This is a genomic window from Micromonospora sp. NBC_01412 (genome assembly GCF_045040215.1).
GTDB classification, from domain to species: domain Bacteria; phylum Actinomycetota; class Actinomycetes; order Mycobacteriales; family Micromonosporaceae; genus Micromonospora; species Micromonospora rubida.
Genome location: NZ_CP109528.1, coordinates 7,221,242 through 7,239,305, shown reverse-complemented (window position 1 = coordinate 7,239,305; position 18,064 = coordinate 7,221,242). Strand labels below are relative to the sequence as shown.

Annotated in this window: 12 protein-coding genes; 3 read left to right on the top strand and 9 right to left on the bottom strand. The window is 74.9% G+C overall.

Annotation, left to right across the window (positions count from 1 at the left end; translation table 11 throughout):
• Positions 1–13: 13 nt before the first annotated feature.
• Positions 14–1,519, bottom strand: a complete 1,506-nt coding sequence (locus OG617_RS31615) for a class I adenylate-forming enzyme family protein (protein ID WP_405096540.1) — start codon at positions 1,517–1,519, stop codon at positions 14–16.
• Complete coding sequence (locus OG617_RS31610; RefSeq protein ID WP_405096539.1) at positions 1,516–7,176, bottom strand: amino acid adenylation domain-containing protein; 5,661 nt, start codon at positions 7,174–7,176, stop codon at positions 1,516–1,518. The genes OG617_RS31615 and OG617_RS31610 overlap by 4 nt, the downstream gene beginning before the upstream one ends.
• Before the next feature lie 138 nt (positions 7,177–7,314).
• On the opposite strand from OG617_RS31610, the gene OG617_RS31605 reads away from it, so the two are divergent.
• From OG617_RS31605 to OG617_RS31595, 3 genes are all read left to right on the top strand, one after another.
• Positions 7,315–10,155 carry a condensation domain-containing protein gene (locus OG617_RS31605; protein ID WP_405096538.1) on the top strand — a complete coding sequence of 947 codons (2,841 nt, stop codon included), beginning with the start codon at positions 7,315–7,317 and terminating at the stop codon, positions 10,153–10,155.
• Between the two features lie 235 nt (positions 10,156–10,390).
• A complete protein-coding gene (locus tag OG617_RS31600; RefSeq protein ID WP_405096537.1) occupies positions 10,391–11,014 on the top strand; it encodes a hypothetical protein in 624 nt (207 codons plus the stop codon).
• Between the two features lie 132 nt (positions 11,015–11,146).
• A complete protein-coding gene (locus tag OG617_RS31595) occupies positions 11,147–11,746 on the top strand; it encodes a hypothetical protein (protein ID WP_405096536.1) in 600 nt (199 codons plus the stop codon).
• 172 nt (positions 11,747–11,918) lie between these two features.
• Here OG617_RS31595 and OG617_RS31590 read toward each other — a convergent pair whose 3' ends face one another.
• From OG617_RS31590 to OG617_RS31560, 7 genes are all read right to left on the bottom strand, one after another.
• Positions 11,919–13,010 (bottom strand): RICIN domain-containing protein, encoded by a 1,092-nt coding sequence (locus OG617_RS31590; RefSeq protein WP_405096535.1) that lies wholly within the window; start codon positions 13,008–13,010, stop codon positions 11,919–11,921.
• A gap of 81 nt (positions 13,011–13,091) precedes the next feature.
• Positions 13,092–13,745, bottom strand: coding sequence for a S26 family signal peptidase (locus OG617_RS31585; protein WP_405096534.1), 654 nt, complete (start codon positions 13,743–13,745; stop codon positions 13,092–13,094).
• Positions 13,742–15,601, bottom strand: a complete 1,860-nt coding sequence (locus OG617_RS31580; RefSeq protein ID WP_405096533.1) for an ABC transporter ATP-binding protein — start codon at positions 15,599–15,601, stop codon at positions 13,742–13,744. The genes OG617_RS31585 and OG617_RS31580 overlap by 4 nt, the downstream gene beginning before the upstream one ends.
• Complete coding sequence (locus OG617_RS31575; protein WP_396681493.1) at positions 15,598–16,137, bottom strand: TlpA family protein disulfide reductase; 540 nt, start codon at positions 16,135–16,137, stop codon at positions 15,598–15,600. Before OG617_RS31575 ends, OG617_RS31580 begins: the two co-directional genes overlap by 4 nt.
• On the bottom strand, positions 16,037–16,714 hold the full coding sequence (locus OG617_RS31570; RefSeq protein ID WP_405096532.1) for a MauE/DoxX family redox-associated membrane protein: 678 nt from the start codon (positions 16,712–16,714) through the stop codon (positions 16,037–16,039). The genes OG617_RS31575 and OG617_RS31570 overlap by 101 nt, the downstream gene beginning before the upstream one ends.
• A 115-nt stretch (positions 16,715–16,829) precedes the next feature.
• Positions 16,830–17,030: a hypothetical protein gene (locus tag OG617_RS31565; protein ID WP_405096531.1), complete on the bottom strand. Its 201-nt coding sequence runs from the start codon at positions 17,028–17,030 to the stop codon at positions 16,830–16,832.
• A gap of 133 nt (positions 17,031–17,163) precedes the next feature.
• A complete protein-coding gene (locus tag OG617_RS31560; RefSeq protein WP_405096530.1) occupies positions 17,164–17,946 on the bottom strand; it encodes a helix-turn-helix domain-containing protein in 783 nt (260 codons plus the stop codon).
• Between the last annotated feature and the right edge of the window lie 118 nt (positions 17,947–18,064).

Below are 18,064 nucleotides of genomic sequence, written 5' to 3'. Positions count from 1 at the left end.
TCCGTGCTGGTGGTCAGTTGTCGAACAGGCCGGTGAGCTGCCGCTTGAGCACCTTGCCGCCCTCGTTGCGGGGCAGCCCGTCGAGCAGCAGCAACCGGGCGGGAAGCTGGTGGCCGGCGAGCCGGTCGGCGAGGAAGCCGCGCAGCGCCGGCAGGGTCAGCCCGTCGGCGGCGGCCTGCGGCCGGGGCACCACGGCGGCGGCGACCGCCGACCCGAGCACCGGGTGCGGCACGCCGACCACGGCGGCCTCGGCGACCAGGGGGTGCTCGTGCAGCGCCGCCTCCACCTCGAGGGAGGAGATCTTGAACGCACCGGACTTGATGACGTCCTGGTGCCGGTCGGTGAGGTAGAGGAAGCCGTCGGCGTCGATCCGCCCGACGTCGCCCATCCGCACCCACCCGTCGCGGAAGGTGGCCCGGTTGGCGGCCTCGTCGCGGTAGTAGGCGCGGGGGTACGGGGCCCGCAGCCACACGTCGCCGGTCGTCCCGGGCGGCAGGGGGGCGCCGTCGGCGTCGGCGACGCGCAGCTGCCCGCCGACCGGCCGGCCCACCGCGTCCCGACGCCCCGGGTCGTAGATCATCGTGGTCTGGGCCGGTGCCGCCTCGGTGGAGGTGTAGTAGTTGACGATCGTGGCCTGCGGGAACGCCTCGGCGAGCCGGGCCGCCACCGCAGGCGGCAGCGCCGCCGCGGTCGACCCGATCAGGTGTACGCCGGCCAGGTCGCGGCCCCGCAGCGCCCCCGAGTCGAGCAGCTCGATCGCCATCGACGGGACGACGAACAGCGTCCCCGTGCCCGGAGTCTCGACCAGCCGGGCGAACCGGACCGGGGTGAACGCGGGCAGGGTGAGCGCGCCGGCCTTCGCGGTCAGCGCGTTGAACAGCATGGTCTGCCCGGCGTTGGTGCCGATGGCGAACGCGTGCAGGAACCGCTGCGAGTGGGCCAGCGCCAGCCGGCGCGGGTTCGTCGACGCGCCGACGGTCAGGTTGGCGTGGCTGGCCCCGACGCCCTTCGGGCGGCCGGTGGTGCCGGAGGTGTAGAGGATCTGCGCGAGGTCGCCGGGGCGTACCGTCGGCAGGTCGGCGTCGGTCCCGGGCCCGGCGGCCAGGTCGCCGGCCCGCCACACCGGCAGCCCGGCGGGGGCGTGCGGGGCGGCGGTGTCGTCGCCGTGCACGACGGCGGTGGCCGCGCAGTGGGTCAGCGCGTGGCCGAGCTGCCCGGCGGCGAGCCGGTCGGACAGCGGCACCGCGACCCCGCCGGCCCGCAGCACCCCGCAGTACGCCACGGCGAACCGGGTCCAGTCGCGGGCGCCGAACACCAGCCCGACCCGGTCGCCGGGGCGCAGCCCTCGCCGGCACAGCGCGGCGGCGACGGCGGTCGCGCCGTCGGACCACTGGGCGAAGGTCAGCGCGGCCACCCCGGCCACCTCGACTGCGACCCGGTCCGGGTGCAGGGCGGTGCGCCACGCCAGCAGCTCGGGCACCGTCCGGGCGGCCGGTGGGCCGCTCGTCGTCGCGGTCACCGCCGTCCACCCCCGGTCCCGGCGACCTCGGCCCGGCGCTCCCGGGCGCCGCCGGTGACGGCGGCGCGGGCCCCCGGCTCCCCGACGCCGACGCCGACGGCAGCGGTGGCCCGGGCCTGGCGTTCCTCGATGCCGACGAGGTCGTCCGGCGGCGCGTCGGGCACCTCGTCGTCGAACCGGGACAGCACCGGCGTGGCCAGCGCGACCAGCGCGGTCAGCGCGATGCACACCCCGAACACGACGTACAGCAGGCCGTGGCCCCGGCCGGGGCCGACGCCGATCACCGCGCCGACCGTGCCGGCCAGCGCGCCGCCGGGCAGCAGCAGCGGCTCGGTCACCTTCGCGGCGAGCGGGGCGATGAGCCCCCAGCCGAGGGGCATGGTCGACCAGGCGATCATCTGGTTGAGCGCGAACACCCGGCCGTGGAAGCGCGGCGGGACCTTGGTCTGGATGATCGTGTTGTAGACGCCGTTGACGACGCCCAGCGACAGGTACATGCCGAACGCGCCCGCGCCCACCAGCAGCGGGTCCGGCCGCAGCCCCGTCAGCACGGCGGCCACCGCGATGCCCAGGGTGCCCAGCAGCACCGCCCGCATCCGGCGGCGGCTCGGGCCGCCCCACACCAGCATCACCAGGCCGCCCACGGCCGCGCCGGCGCCGCCGGTCAGCGCGATCCGCGCCACCTGGTCCAGGTCGGCGAAGCCGAGCACCAGCGGGGAGAGCAGGTACAGCGCCGGGAACAGGAACAGGTTCAGGGCGGCGAAGAAGGTCAGCATGGCGCGGAACTCCCGGCGGCGCAGCGCGTAGCGCAGCCCGGCGGCCATCTCCTCGCCGAGGCCCTCCCGGCGTTGCAGGGCCAGGGTTCGGGGGAACCTGATGAGCCCCAGCACCCCGATCGCGAACACGTACGACGCCACGTCGATGAGCAGGATGCCGCGCAGTCCGACCGCGTCCAACAGGGCCACCGCGACCAGCGGGACGGTGAACTGGGTCAGGCCCATCGCGGTCTGGGTGACCCCGTTGGCGTGGCCGAGGAAGCGTTTGGGCACCAGCTGCGGCACCGCCGAGACGAACGCGAGGCGTTGGAAGGCCAGCGCCACCGACAGCCAGGCCACCAACGGGTAGAAGTGCCACACCTGTGCCCGGTCGGCCAGCACCAGGGCGGCCAGCACCGCGTTCGCGCCTCCGGCGGCGACGCCCGCCGTCAGCAGCACCCGCCGCCGGCTGGTGCGGTCGATCAGCGCCCCGGCCAGCGGGGCGACCAGCAGGCCGGGCAGCAGGCCGAGCACCGCGAACAGGGCGAACCGGGCCAGCGACCCGGTCTCCAGGTAGATCCACAGGGGGATCGCGAAGTTGGTCAGCGCGGTGCCCATGCCGGAGACGACCTGCCCGGCCGCGACCAGCCCGAAGCGGCGCATGCTCGGCTCCGGCGCCGTCGCCGGGCCGGCGGCCGGGGCGTCCGGCGTGCCGGGTGGCCCGGCCGGCTGGCGGGAGACGGCGACCAGTTGCCACGCGGGCTCCGGCCCGTCGGCCGGGTCGGCGGTCTCGGTCCGTCCGGCGGGCGGCGGGGGCGGGACGGGCGAGTCGACCTGCCGGTGCACGGTCGTGACGATCTCGGCCAGCTCGCCGGCCCGGTACTTCAGGAAGTAGTGCCCGCCCTCGTCGATCACCGCGAGCGCGGTGCGGTCGGTGAGGAAGTGCCACTCCCGGAACCGCTCGCTGTGGTAGTCGGTGCCGCGGTCGCGCTCGCCGACCACCGAGACCACCGGCGCCCGCAGCGGGGTCACCCGCTGACGCATCAGCTCGGTGAAGTACTCCTCAGAGACCTGGGCGTCGTGGCGCATCGCCCGGATCAGGAACGCCACCTCGTCCGGGTCGAGGGAGCCGACGGACGTGCCCTGCGCCTGCAACCAGGTCCGGTAGATCCGGTCGCTGCGCACCCGTTCGGCCAGGCGTAGCCGCAGCAGCGGCCCGAGCAGCCCGCCGGCCGGCCGGCCGAACGGGAACACCGCGCCGAGGTACACCGCCTCCAGTTCCCGGCCGGCGGCCTCCAGCAGCCGGGCCACCTCCACGGCGAGGGCCCCGCCGGGGCCGCAGTGCCCATACAGGACCAGCGGGCCCTCCACCCGGGACAGGACCTCGGCGGCGACGTCGGCGGCGACCTCCTCGATCGGCGCCGGGTCGTCGGACAGCCCGATGTCGTGGCCCGGCATCGCCACCGACAGCAGCCGGTACCCGGCCGGCAGCGCGTCGGCCAGCGGCTGGTAGACCACGGCACTGCCGCCGCCGTACGGGATGCAGACCAGCGTGGCGACCCGCTCGGCGGCGCCCACCGGCGGGGTCAGCTCGTGCAGCAGCCCACCCGGCCCGGCCCCGCCGCCGGTGGCCAGGGCGGCCAGCTCCCGGACCGTGCGGTGCCGGAACAGGTCCATCACGCTGACCGTGGCCGTGCCGCCGCCGTCCACGGTCGGCAGCTCCCGGCGCAGCCGGGCCACCACCTGGGTGGCCAGCAGCGAGTGCCCGCCGAGGTCGAAGAAGTCGTCGGTGGCGCCCACCTCGGCCACCCCGAGCACCGCCTGCCAGATCCCGGCGATCAGCGTCTCCACCGCACCGACCGGCGGCACCCGCTCCCCGGCCGGGACCTCGTCGGTCGGCTCCGGCAGGGCCCGCCGGTCGACCTTGCCGTGCTCCTGCAACGGCAGCCGGTCCAGCACCACCCAGCGGCCGGGCACCATGTGCTCGGGCAGCCGGCCGGCCAGGACCCGGCGCAGCCCGGCCACATCCGGCGGCGGCGCCCCGGGCGTCGGCTCCACGTACGCCACCAGCCGGTCGTCGTGCAGCAGCACCGCCGCCTGGTGCACCCCCGGGCAGTCCCGCAGCGCGGCCTCGACCTCGCCCAGTTCCACCCGGTAGCCACGGATCTTCACCTGGTGATCGCGGCGGCCGAGGAACACCAACTGCCCGTCGGCGCGCCACCGGCCCAGGTCCCCGGTGCGGTAGAGGCGCGCGCCCGGCGGGCCGTACGGGTCGGGCACGAACCGCTCGGCGGTCAGGCCGGGCCGGTTGAGGTAGCCGCGGGCGAGGCGGTCCCCGCCCAGGTACAGCTCGCCGGGCACCCCGACGGGCACCGGCCGCATCTGCTCGTCGAGCAGGTACACCCGGGCGTGCGGCAGCGGCCGGCCCGTCGGCACCGGGCCGGTGGCGGGCCCGTCGGCGCTCACCTCGTACGTGGCGACGCCCACGGTGGCCTCGGTGGGGCCGTAGTGGTTGAACACCCGGGCCCCACCAGCGGCGGCGGCCAGCGGCACGATCCGCTCCAGGTCGGACGCCTCCCCGCCGAGGATCAGCGCGCGGGCGGGCAGCAGGTCGCCCGGGCCGGTGTCGGCGGCCAGCGCGGCGAGGTGCGACGGGGTGATCTTCAGGTAGTCGATCCGGTGGGCGCGCAACTGCTCGGCCAGCTCCGCCCCGGTGCACCGGCGCTGGACCAGGTGCACGGTCCCGCCGGTGGCCAGCGCCAGGTAGAAGACGGTGACGGCGAAGTCGAACGACATGGACTGCATCAGGGCGTACCGGGCGGCCGAGACGACGGCGAACCGGTCGGCCACCCCGTCGAGGTAGCGCAGCACCTGCCGGTGCGCCACCGCCACCCCCTTCGGGGTGCCGGTGGAGCCGGAGGTGTAGATGACGTACGCCAGGTTCCCGCCGGTCGCGCCGGTGGGCGGCGGCGTGTCGGGCCCGGCGGTGACCTCGGCGGCCACGGCGCCCAGGCAGGTTGCCTCGACCCCTTCAGGCAGCCGGTCGCGCAGCTCCGCGCTGGTGAGCACCACCGCCGGCCGGGCGTCGGCGAGCATCAGGCCGAGCCGGGCCGGCGGCTGCTCCGGGTCCAGCGGCAGGTACGCCCCGCCGGCCCGCAGCACGCCGAGCAGCGTCACGGCCAGCTCGACCGACTGCTCCAGCAGCACCCCGACCAGCGCGTCCGGGCCGACGCCGCGCCCGCGCAGCCAGTGCGCCAGCCGGTTGGCCCGCCGGTCCAGCTCCCGGTAGGTCACCGCGTCCGCGCCGCACACCACGGCGGGGGCGTCGGGGGTCGCGGCGACGTGCGGGGCGATCAGATCGGCGAGGGTGGCCGCCGCCCCGGTGACCCCCGGGCCGCCGGCCCCGGCCCCATCGGCCCCGGCCCAATCGGCCCCGGGCTCGGCGCGGCCGGCCTCGTCCTGGTCGGGTCGCGCCAGCGCCAGCACCCGGTCCCGCTCGGCGGGACCGAGCAGGTCCAGGTCGACCACCGGCAGGTCCGGCTGCGCGACCGCCGCGCGCAGCAGCGTGTCGAGGCTCGCGGTCAGCCTGGCGATCGTGTCCGCGTCGAACAGGTCGGTGTTGTAGACGACCATCCCGCGCAGCCCGTCGGCGGTCTCGCTGACGTACAGCGACAGGTCGAAGCGGGCGGCGGCGGCGTCCGCGCCCAGGCTCTCGGTGCTCAGCCCCGCCGGCCACCGGCCGCCGGTGCGGGCGTAGTTCTGCAGGGTGAAGAGCACCTGGAACACCGGCGCCCGGCTGACGTCCCGGGGCACGTTCAGCTCCCGGACCAGCCGCTCGAACGGGATCTCCTGGTGGGCCAGGCCCTTCACCACGGTGCCGCGGGTGCGTCGCAGCAGCGCCGCGAAGCTGGGCTCCGAGCCGGGGGAGTCGGCGCCCGCGCCCACCGGGGAGAGATCGGCCCGCAGCGCGAGGGTGTTGACGAACAGGCCGATCAGGTTCTCCAGCTCCGGCACCACCCGGCCGGCGACGGGGGAGCCGATCGCGAAGTCCCGCTGGCCGCTGTGCCGGAACAGCACGGCCTGCAGGCCGGTGAGCAGGGTCATGTAGAGGGTGGCCCGGTGCGCCCGGCTCAGCCGGCGTAGCCCGTCGGTCAGGTCGGCGTCGACGGTGAACCGGTGGGTGCCGCCGGCGTACGACTGCACGGCCGGTCGGGGCCGGTCGGTGGGCAGCTCCAGCGGCGGCACCCCGGCCAGCGCTCCGGCCCAGTAGGCGAACCCGTCCCCGGTCGCCGGCCCGTCGAGGCGGATCCGCTGCCAGGCGGCGTAGTCGACGTACCCCGTCGTCGGGGCCACCGGCGCCGGCCCGCCGTCGCGCAGCGCGGCGTAGCCGGCCGCCACCTCGCCCAGCAGCAGGTCCAGCGACCAGCCGTCGCTGACGATGTGGTGCATGACCAGGTGCAGGACGTGGTCGTCCGCGCCCAGGCGGACCACCGTCGCCCGCAGCAGGGGAGCGGCGCCGAGGTCGAGCGGGGTCCGCACGGACGCGGCCACCAGCTCGCGGGCCTCCGCCAGCGATCCCGCGTCGGTGACGGTGACCGGCACCTCCACCTCGGGCAGCACCTCCACCACGGGCTCGCCGTCGGCGTTCTCGGTGAAGCGCATGCGCAGGCTGTCGTGCCGGGTGGCGACGCCGTCCAGGGCGGCGCGCAGCAGCTCGACCTCCAGGGGCCCGCGCAGCCGGGTCGTCGACCAGACGAGGTACGCGGCGGTGCCGGGTGTCAGCTGCTCGGTGAACCAGATCCGTTCCTGGCCGAATGACAGCGACGGTCCCGCCGCGATGTCGGGCGACGTCGCGGGGGGCGGGAGGAGGGTGGCCCGCGTCGGTAGGTCGAGATTCGTCACGCGGATGCCTTCACGCCGGTGTCGGACAGGAGCCCGTAGTCTGCATGTTGCGAACGGAGCATCGCGTCGTCTGATCGGTCCACGGTGGAGAATCCGATCGACCGACCCCGGGCGGCACTGCCCGTCGTACGGTCGGGAATGCGATTCGCCGATGCCGTGGTGCCCGCCGAGTGGGCTGACGAGACCCTGGTTCACGCGCCCTTTCACGGTGCCGGCGCCGGCACGGCGCCGCTGACCTGGGCCCAGCAGGTGACCTGGCGGGCGAACGCCCGCCACGGCTCCAACCACCGCTTCCTCAACCTGCGCCGCACGGTGCCGGTCTCCGCCCGGGCCGGCGCCGACACCGAGCGCGCCACCCGGGCGCTCGGCGCGCTGGTCGGCCGGCACGGGTCGCTGCGCACCCGGGTGCGCGCGGTCGACGGCGAGCACCGCCAGGAGACCGCCGCGACCGGGCACCTGCCGCTGCTGGTGCTCGCCGGCACCGGTGACGGCGCGCGGGACGCCCGGGACGCCGCGGACCGCCTCAGCGGCGTCGCGTTCGACCACGCGCGGGAGTGGCCGGTGCGGGTCGCCCTGGTCACCGTGGACGGCCGGGTGCGGCAGGTCGTGCTGGTCTTCAGCCATTCGACCGTCGACGCCCACGCCGCAGAGGTGGTGCTACGGGACCTGCGGCTGCTCCTGCTGCGCGGGCGGATCGACACCCCGCCCGGCCCCCAGTCGGTGGACGTGGCTCGTCTCCAGCACGGCGTCGAGGGGCGCCGCTCCGAGCGGGCCGTGGCGTACTGGCTGCGGGAGTTCGCGCGGCTGCCCGCCGAGCCGTTGCCGCCGGGCGGCCCGGGGCTCACCCCCCGGCTGCGCCGGGGAGTGCTGGTCTCCTCGGCCGTCGACCTGGCGGCCCGGGCGATCGCCGCCCGGCACCGGGTCAGCACCTCGGCGGTGCTGCTCGCCGGCGTGACGGCGCTGGCCGCCGCCCGGTCCGGGCGGGACCGCTGCGGCCTGTTCCCGATGGCGCACAACCGGTTCCCCGCCAGGTACGCGGACGCGGTGGCAAACCTCGGGCAGATCGGGTTCGGCGTCCTGGACGTGGCGGACCGCCCCGCGTTCCCGCTGCTGCTGTCCCGCGTCTGGCAGGCGTCGCTGAACGGCCTGCGGAACGCCTTCTACGACCCCTCCGCGCTGCGCCGGGGATTCGCCGATGCCGACCGCGACTACGCGACCGCGTTCCTGCCGCACTACTATTTCAACGACGTCCGGCTGCCCGTCGGCGCCGCGGCTGCCGCGCCGGAGGTGACCCGACGCGACCTGCGGGCCGCCATGGCGCGCACCGGCTTCTCCTGGGCCAGGGGGCTGGACCGGGCGTCCTGGCACCTGCTGACCCATGTGGTCGACGAGCCGGGCGGGGTGGGGGTGACCCTCACCGTCGACACCCGTCATGTCGCGGTCGACACGGTCGAACCGTTCCTGCGCGAGCTGGAGGAACTGCTGGTGGAAGCGGCATTCGCCGAGGTCTCCTGGCCGTCGGCCGCCCCGTCGGCCGCCCCGGTTGCGGTGGCGACGCCGCCCGTGGTGCTCCCCGCCGAAGCCGGCGAGGCGGTGGCGTACGCCCGGTTCGCGGGCGGCCGGGTCGGGATCGGCCCGCTCACCTGGGGCCAACGGGCGATGTGGCGGGCCGTCGAGGAGTTCGAGTCCCCGAGCCACAGCGTGCTGAACCTGCGCCGCGTCCTGGCCGTCTCCCGGCGGGCAGACGTCGACGTGGCGCGGGCCGTGCGGGCCGTCGCGGCCCTGGTGGACCGGCACGAGTCGCTGCGCACCCGGGTGTGCTCCGTCGACGGCGAGCTGTACCAGTCCGCCGCCCCGGCGGGCCGGCTGCCCGTCCTGGTGCACCCGGTCCCGCACGCCGCGGCCGACCCCGACGGCCGGACCGCCGCGGCGGCCCTGGCCGACCGGCTGGGCGCCCCCCGCTTCGACCACGCCTCCGAGTGGCCGATGCGGGCCGCGCTGGTCACCGTGGACGACCGGGTACGACAGGTCGTGCTGGTGTTCAGCCACTCCACCGTGGACTTCCACGCCACCGAGACCGTGCTGCGGGACCTGCGGCTGCTCGTGCTGCGCGGTTCGCTGCCCACCCCGCCCGGCCCGCAGTCCCTCGACGTCGCCGAGCGGGAGCGGGACGGGGAACGGCGTCGCGGCGACCGGGCGGTGGCGTACTGGACGCGGCAGTTCCCCGGCCTCACGGTGGGCCTGTTCGACCAGGTCGGCCCCGGGCTCAACCCCCGGTACCGCCGGGGCTCGCTGGTTTCCGAGGCAGTGCGTCACGCGGCCCGGCTCGTCGCCACCCGGCACGGCGTCAGCAACGCCACCGTCCTGCTCGCGGCGACCGCCGCCGTGCTCACCGCCGACAACGGCGGGGACGTCTGCGGCGTGTTCACCATGGCGAACAACCGGTTCCAGCCCGAGTACGACGTCGCGATCAGCAAGCTCAACCAGATCGGGCTCTGCCGGCTCGACCTGGCCGACCGGCCCGGCTTCGCCGAGTTGCTCTCCCGTGCCCGCAGGGCGTCGCTGGACGCGTACCGGCACGCCTACTACGACCCGGCCGAGCTGGAACGCGCGTTCGCCGAGCGAGGGGTCGACTACCGCACCGCCCTGGCCCCGTTCTGCTACCTCAACGACATCCGGCTGCCGCACGCCACCGACCCCGAACCGGCCGGCCCGGACGAGGTGGCCCTTCGGGCGGCGGCGGGCCGCAGCACGTTCCGTTGGCTGGAGGAGCTGGACCGGTTCGCCTGGCGCTGCCGCCTCCAGGTCATCGACGCCCCCGGAGCCGTCGAGCTGGCGATCACCGTGGACACCCGCTACCTGCCGCCGGAGCGGGCCGAGCGGTTCCTACGGGCCGTCGAGGCCCTGCTGGTCGAGGCCGCCTTCCACGACGCGCCCTGGCCGGGGTCGCCGTCGCCGGCCCCCGCCTTCCGCCGGTAGGGCTGACGGGCGGCGCAGACGTGCCGCCGGGATGCCCGCGCGCCCGGGCCGTCAGCCCGGGCGGCCGAGCTGTCGCCTTCATGGGGTGATTGATCCGGCCTGGCGTCATCTGTCAAAGGCCGGTGCCCGCGATGGTATCTCCGCTCGCCGAGCCGGCTCCTGAAGCCATGACCACACCGACGCGGGGCCGGAGAACCCCCGGGCCGGTCACCTCCGTCGATGGGAGACAGTTGTCATGGCATTTCTGGGTAGCCGTGCCCGCCGCGCGGCGCTGGCCCTGCTAGCCGGCACGGCCCTGGCCGGCCTGCTGGCCACCACCGCCACCGCCGCTCCGCCGGTCGCGAAGCCGGACCGGATCATGGCCCCCACCGACGTCTGGATGCGGGACGTCGCCACGGACGTCGGCCTCCAGCCGCACTCGGGCAGCCCGATCTGGGCCAGTCCCGACGTCAAGATCTGCCCGACGGCGGTGGAATGCGCGACCAGCGTGAACGCGATCGTCGGCATGACCAACTACATCTTCGTGAAGCTGCGCAACCCCGGGCCGTACGGCTCGGGCACCGACAGCGGGGCGCTGCGGTTCTACCGTACGACCCCGGGCGGCAGCCTGGCCTGGCCGATGGGCTGGATGCCGGTCGCGGCGGTGAGCGTCGTCGTCGCACCGGGCGTCACGACGGTGAGCGTTCCGTGGGGCGGCGTCCCCGGCCCCGGTCACTTCTCCCTGCTGGCCGTGTGGGAGTCCCCGAACGACCCGTTGCCGTTCCTGACCGCCGACATCCTGACCAACGTCCGGAACAACAACAACATCGCCTGGCGCGACCTCAACTCGATCAACCCGCTCGCGGGCGGGACCCCGTGACCCGGCCTGGCGTCATCTGGACAACCGTCACCCCGGCGTCGGTATCTCCGGGTGGGCGGCCCGCTCCTGAAGGCATGACCACGCCGGCGCGGGACCCGGGCCGGCTACCTCCGTCGATGGGAGACAGTAGTCATGGCATTTCTGGGTAGCCGTGCCCGCCGCGCGGCGCTGGCCCTGCTAGCCGGCACGGCCCTGGCCAGCCTGCTGGCCACCACCGCCACCGCCGCTCCGCCGGCCGCGAAGCCGGACCGGATCATGGCCCCCACCGACATCTATATGCGGGACCTCGCCACGGACGTCGGCCTCGAGCCGCACATGACCAACCCGATCTGGTCCAGCCCGGACATCAGGGTCTGCCCGGCGGCGCTGTCGTGCGCGACCAGCCAGTTCCCGGTCGTCGGCATGACGAACTACATCTTCGTCACGCTGCGAAATCCTGGCCCGTACGGCACGGGCATCGACAGTGGGGCGCTGCGGATCTACCGCACGTCACCGGGCGGTGGAATGGTCTGGCCGACGGACCTGACCTGGGTCGCGACGGTGTCCGTCGTCGTGCCGCCGGGCGCCACGACCGTGGTCGTCCCGTGGGGCGCCGTGCCCGGCCCCGGCCACTTCTCGCTGGTGGCCGTGTGGGACTCCCCGCGCGACCCGTTGCTGCCGCTCACCTCGGACCTGCAGGTCAACGTCCGGTACAGCAACAACATCGCCTGGCGGGACCTCATGTCGGTCTAGCCCTCGCGGGCGGGCGCGGATCCGGACGGTTCGTCGTCGCCGCCCCGCTGATGGCCGCCGTGGCCGCCCGGTAGCCGCACGGCGGGGTCCCGGACCGTCCGGTCCGCGTGACCCCGCCGTACGCCTGTCAGCACGACGGTCATCGTCAGGTGCCGCCGGGCGGAACCCGGCGTCATTCGGCGCCGGCAGGGGGTGCCGGCTCGATGTGGAAGACCTGGCCGCCTTGGCCCACACAGCGTCCCATCACCGCCTCGGTCCCCTCCGAGGTGCCGGAGTCCCTGATGCCCACGCAGCCGTAGCCGGGGACGCGGAGGACGTAGGTGTTGCTGTCGTACGAACCCGACGGCTCGATCCGGAAGCGGCTGCCGCGTACGCAGTCGTCCCAGGGCTCCAGGAGCCCGGCGCCGGGCCCCGCGGTCAGAACCCGCAGGCAGCCCGGACCGTAGTCGGGATGGTCCCACCTGATGCGGTAGGTCTCGTCGCCGGCCGGCTGGAGCACGGTCGTCTGCGGCCACACCTCGTCGCACGACCGCTGCACCGCCACCAGCGGGGTGTACCGGAGGTCCAGGACACGGCCGTCCGCCAGGCACAGGTCGGGCGCGGTGACGGGGCGGATGCGGATCTCCCCGAGGAGGTTCGTGGGCAGCGGCAGGGACTGCCGGACGGTCGCGCCGGTCGACTCCCGGCCCGCTGTCGCCGCCGGGCCGGTCGGCGTGCCTCGGGCCGATGTCGTCGTCGGCGCTGCGCCGACGCCGACGGCCAGCAGGCTCGCCAGGATTGGTGCGACCAGCGCCGGACGGAACCGGCGTCCCGCCGGCCGCCACCGGGTCGCCGGTGTGCGACGGCGGGTGTCACCGTCGGAGCGGCCATTCGTGGTCGCGGCCGGGCCGCCCGGGGCCGGGTCGGGCCGGCCACCGTCGGGTGGTGCGGGCGGACCGGGTGGCGGGTTTCCGGGCGCCACGGGTTGATCCGGTTGCTCCCCGGCCGCGTCGAGCCGGTCCCGGGCGCGCAGCCACTGCTGCAGGTGTTCCTCCGCCCCGCAGGCCCGTACCAGCGCCTCGAGCAACTCGGCCCGTGGCGGGGAGTGCCCGCGCAGGGCGGCGGCGGTGGTGCTCCGGGGCAGGACGTCGCCGCGTGCTGCCGCCCGCCGTTCCAGCTCCCGGTAAGTGTGGCCGGACCGGTCCTTGAGCTCCCGCAGCAACGCGAGGAACTCGACCGTCGTGCCTGCCTGGTCCGGCCGAAGGTCCGCTCCGGCTGTCGTCACGGCCCAAGGGTATAGATCACCAACGATTCAATATGGTCGGTGATCTGACAGATGCCAGCTGCTGGTGGCCCCGGTGTCCGGTCACGTCCCGGCTCGCGTCACCCCCCCGGGGCGGTTCTGGCCGCCCGACAGTACCGCGCCGAGGACGCGTTCCGTCGGGAAGAGGCCCAGCTGCCGCGAGTCCACACTGGCCGCGCGATTGTCGCCGAGAAGCACCATCCGGTCCCGGGGCACGCTGCGCCCCCCGGGCCCGTCCGGCGGTGCCGGCAGGCCCCCCGGCATCGGATCCCCGGCCACCGCGGCGACCCTCTTGATCATCCAGATCCGGTTGGCGATCGCCGCCGCCGAGGCGCCTCGGGGCAGCGGTGGCAGACGCCAGCCGTGCGCGGGCCGTTCGACCACCACCACCTGTCCCACGGTGGGTGTCCCGGCCCGGCGGACCAGGACCCGGTCGCCGTCGTCGTAGGCGGGAAGCATGCTCGTGCCGCGCACCGTGACGGCGACGAAGTGCCGCCGCAGCGCGACCGAACCGGCCCGGACCAGCGCGACCGCGAACAGGCCGCCGGGGAGGGCCGCCCACGGCTTGTCCAGCGCCCCGAGCGCGACGACGGCGCCGAGCCCGCCGGCGGCGAGTCCGGGCGCCGCCCGCCTCCACCTGATCCGGCGTCGGATCCGGCGGGCGTCTGCGGCGGTGGGCGGCCCGGGCCGGAGCAGGTGGGTCTGCCCGCCGGTCATGCCTCCTCACTTCCCGTGGCCGCCGCCTGATAGCCGGCGGCCTGGAGGGTGAACAGCCGGGCGTACTCCCCGCCGGTCGCCATCAGCGTGACGTGGTCCGCCTGCTCCACCACCCGTCCGTCGCGGAGCACGACGATCACGTCGGCGTCCCGCACCGCACCGAGCCGGTGTGAGATGAGCAGACTGGTCCGCCGTCTACGATGCCGGCGCAGCGAGGTGTGGATCTCGTGCTCGGCCTCGGCGTCGAGCCCGGACGACGGCTCGTCGAGGACCATCAGGTCACGCTGGTCGCGCAGGAACGCCCGGGCCAGGGCGAGGCGTTGCCACTGGCCGCCGGAGAGGACGGTCCCGGTCGTCTGGTCCTCCCTGTCCCGCTCCGAGAAGAAGATCCGGGACAGCATGGTGTCGTACCCCTGCGGCAGGGCCGCGATCTCGTCGTGGATGCCGGCGCGCTCGGCGGCGATCCGCACCCGGTCGTGCTGTTCGCGCAACGCCAGGTCGCCCAGGCCGATGTTGTCCGTGGCGGTCAGGTCGTAGCGCATGTAGTCCTGGAACACCGCGCCGATGCGCTGCCTCAGGTGCGTCACGTCGAACTCCCGCAGGTCCACACCATCCCAGAGGACCGCGCCGCGGGTCGGGTCGTAGAAGCGGCACAGCAGCTTGACCAGGGTGGACTTGCCGGCGCCGTTGAGCCCTACCAGCGCGACCGACCGGCCCGCCGGGATCCACAGGTCGACGCCCCGCAGCACCCATGGGTGCTCCTCCGAGTAGCGGAACCACACGTCGCGCAGCTCGATGCCGTGACGAAGCGGCGGCAGCGGACGCGGCGGCGCGGCGGTGACCAGGTCGTTCCCGGCCCCGGTCACCGCCGTGTAGTGCTCGAAGACGAGCAGCGCCTGGTGCGCCCGCGCCACCTCGCCCGCCAGGGCGGTGAGCGCGCCCTGCACCCCGGCCACGCCGGCGACGAGGACGGTCAGGTCGCCGACCGACAGCCTGCCCGCGCGCGCGGCGGCCACCGCCCACAGCAGGCCACCGCCGGCCACCAGCGCCGCGAGCAGGCCGAGGCCGGACTGGATCCAGCTCTCGCGCCGGTCGACGGCCCGCTTCGCGGCGTTGGCCTCACGCCGCTCGGCGATCATCCGGCCGCGGAGGTACCCGCCCGTGCCGAACAGCCGGATCTCCTTGGCCGCCTCGGCACTGGACAACAGGTCGCTGTAGAAGAACTCGCGCCGTTCGATGCCGCCCACGTTCCAGAACATGCGGGCCCGTCGACGCGACAGCGCGATCTCGGCCACCAGGACCGGTACGCCGGCTCCCAGCACGACGAGCGTCAGCAGCGGGCTGAGGACGTACAGGGAGCCGAGGAAGCCGACCACCGTGATCGCGCTGCGGACGCCACCGAGCACGCCGTCGACGATCTGGCCGGGTGTCCCTCCGGCGGCCTGCTGGGCCAGGCGGAGCCGGTCGAGAAACCCGGGGTCCTCGAAGCGTCCCAGCCCCGCGAAGTCGTCCACCGCCGCGAAGAGCCGGTCCTGGGCCACCAGCCCGACCGCCCGGTCCAACTCCGCCCGCAGGTACGTGGTCAGTTGCGGCGTCACCGTGGCGAGCGCGCCGGCCCCGGCGAGCCCGAGCGCGAGCCAGCCGAGCCCACCGAGCGGGCCGCCCCCGACCAGCCCGTCCAGGATGAGCTTCGTCAGCCACGCGGCGAGGACCGGCAGCGCCCCGCCGGCCAGCATCACCACCACGTACACCGTCAGGGTTCCGGGGGCGGTCCGGGCCGCCAGCGCCCAGGCGGGACGGATGCCCCGCGCGGCCCTGGTCGGCCCGGTCGTCGCCCGGTCGGTCCGCCCGCTCATACCAGGGCGGCTGGCTGGTCTAGGGCGAAGTGGTCGTCGGTGACGACGAGCCGGCCGTCGTCGTCCGGCGCTACCGCGAGCACGGTGGGGAACGCCCGCGTCTTGAACGCGAGGCTCATCGGGCCGTCCGGGTTCTCGAGCACCACCCGGACGACCGGGGAGAGCCGGCTGACGAAGTCTTCGGCCTGTTCGGCGTCCCCGACCACCACTGCCAGCGCCCGCCGGTCACCACCGGTCCGGTTCCGCGCGTAGTCGATGAAGGTCGGCAGCTTCTCCTTGCACGGTTGGCAGGTCGGTGAGAAGAAGCCGACGACCGTCTCGCCGGTCAGCGATTCCCGGTCGAGCGGCCGGTCGTCCACGGTGACGGTGCTGAACTCACCGACCGCTTCGCCGGCGACCAGGGACGCCGGGCCTCCGCCGAGGTTGGCGAGCAGTTCAGTGTGCTCGCGGAGTCGCTTGATGATGCCCATGCTGAGCAGCAGGTTCACGGTGGCGATCAGCCCGACGAGGGTGAGGGCCGCGACCAGTACCGGCATTCTTCGTACCCCTTCTGTGCGGTTGCGGCCCGCGGTGGCGGTCGGGGGCCGGGGACATCGGGTGGAGCAGTTCGGCAATGTCGTCCCCGGCCGCCACCAGGATTCCCAGGACCGTGCCGGCGACGGCGGCCAGTGCGGCTCCGCCGAGGTGCGTCGGCGTCGGTTCCAGCGTGGCCGGCACGGCGGCTGCCGCGAGGGCGGCGAGGACGGCGTTGCGGACCACGTGGGGGAGACCGAGGGTGACGGTGGAAGCGCCGAAGCAGCGGCAGGCGGTCCGGGTGCCCCGCCGCAGCGAGACCGCGATGCCCGCGCTGAACACCAGGAGCAGCGCCGCCGCCACCAGCAGGCCGGCCATGCCGGTCACGGGCAGCGGAACAGCCAGCAGCGTCCAGGCGGCGAACTCGACCGCGACCACGGTGCCGGCGAGGGGTCGTACGGTGCGGGTGGGTGCCAGCCCCAGGTCGCGGATCGACGCGGCGAAGGTCTCGAACGCCCCGCGGCCGGCGACCTTGCTCAACGAGGAGACCAGGAAGACCGTGCCGAGCAGGAACCGGATCCCGATCGTCAGGTACTGCACGGAACCTCCTGGATCGTGGGGCTGGTGGGCGTCGGACGGCCGGGCCCGGAGGCGTATCGGTGCCCGGGTGGGCCGTGCCGGCGGATCGCAGAGCCCGCCGGCACGGCCCGTGCGATCAGCAGAAGCAGCTGTAGGAGCCGCCGTTGTTGCACGTCGAGCACGGGGCGTTGTAGGAGCAGTGGCCGCCGTAGGCCTTGTTGCACTGCCAGCAGGCGGGCCAGGACTTGCAGGCCGCCGTCGTCGCCGCAGCCGCCTCGACCCGGGGGACGAAGAGGCCGAGGAGCCTGCCGCCCAGCGCTTCGATCTGTCGGTACATGTTCACCTCCATGGTGATTTCGGGCTGTAGAGCCCAGGTGCCGGTTATGTGGATTACCTTCATGCAGGACGGCATCGATCGTCTTGGAAAAACCCGACCGGCTGCCGATGGCCGCCGAGGGCGGCGTACGCGGTCAGGGCCGGCCGAACCCCGGGTCGGCGCCGCGTTCGAGGAGGTACCGCGAAATGCTGCGGTCGGTCATCCGTGAGAACTCACGGGTGAGGTGCGGCTGGTCGTAGTAGCCGCACACCGCGGCGACCTCGGCCGCGGGGCTGCCCCCGACCAGCAGCCGGAGCGCCCGCTGGAACCGCACGACCCGCCCCGCCGTCTTCGGCGGCAGCCCGATCTGCTGGCGGAAGCCGCGCTCCAGGTTCCGGGCGCTGCAGTGGGTCGAGGCGGCCAGGCCGGAGACGGACGCCGTGCCGCCGCTGCCGGCGAGAAGCTGCCAGGCGCGAAGCACGTACGGGTAGCACCGGGGCCCCCGATCCAGCCAGCGGCCGAGGGCCTGGTCGAGCCCGTGGAGGCGCCGGCGCCAGTCGGGCGCCGTGGTGATCGCGTCGGTGAGGACGACCGTCGGCACGCCGGGCAGGTCGGCCAGGTCGGTGGCGACGTCCGCCAACTCGTGCATCGGCACGCCGAGAAGTGTGAACGCCGCCCACGGCTCGAGGGCGATCTCCAGGGTGTACGGCCGGTTCCCGCGTATCCGTTGCCGGGGCCGGGTGTGCAGGCCGTAGACGGTGTAGGCGAACGAGTCCGGATCGGCCCCGGCCCCGAGCCCGGCCGGGTCGAACTCGGCGACGAGGGTCACGGCGTCGGTGGGAACCGCGAGGTAGTCCTTCGGGCGGTCGGGATGGCGGCCGAAGCGCCGGTATCCCCGGATGCCCGGCGGCCGGCCGTCGACATCTGATCCTTCCACCGATCGGTGTGCCGGGCGCGGCTGGTGTGCCGTGACCATCGAATCCCCCGATTCGTCTGCGGCAGAGTGCCGCAACGTTGGCGCCCGGCTCTGGGCCGGGCGGGCCGTGTGGCACGGC

What these genes read in the sequence shown, in the direction of transcription:
- OG617_RS31605 (WP_405096538.1), top strand. Translation starts at nt 7,315, where the DNA reads ATGCGATTCGCCGATGCCGTGGTGCCCGCCGAGTGGGCTGACGAGACC.
- OG617_RS31600 (WP_405096537.1), top strand. Translation starts at nt 10,391, where the DNA reads ATGGCATTTCTGGGTAGCCGTGCCCGCCGCGCGGCGCTGGCCCTGCTA.
- OG617_RS31595 (WP_405096536.1), top strand. Translation starts at nt 11,147, where the DNA reads ATGGCATTTCTGGGTAGCCGTGCCCGCCGCGCGGCGCTGGCCCTGCTA.
- OG617_RS31585 (WP_405096534.1), bottom strand. Translation starts at nt 13,745, where the DNA reads ATGACCGGCGGGCAGACCCACCTGCTCCGGCCCGGGCCGCCCACCGCC.
- OG617_RS31580 (WP_405096533.1), bottom strand. Translation starts at nt 15,601, where the DNA reads ATGAGCGGGCGGACCGACCGGGCGACGACCGGGCCGACCAGGGCCGCG.
- OG617_RS31575 (WP_396681493.1), bottom strand. Translation starts at nt 16,137, where the DNA reads ATGCCGGTACTGGTCGCGGCCCTCACCCTCGTCGGGCTGATCGCCACC.
- OG617_RS31565 (WP_405096531.1), bottom strand. Translation starts at nt 17,030, where the DNA reads ATGTACCGACAGATCGAAGCGCTGGGCGGCAGGCTCCTCGGCCTCTTC.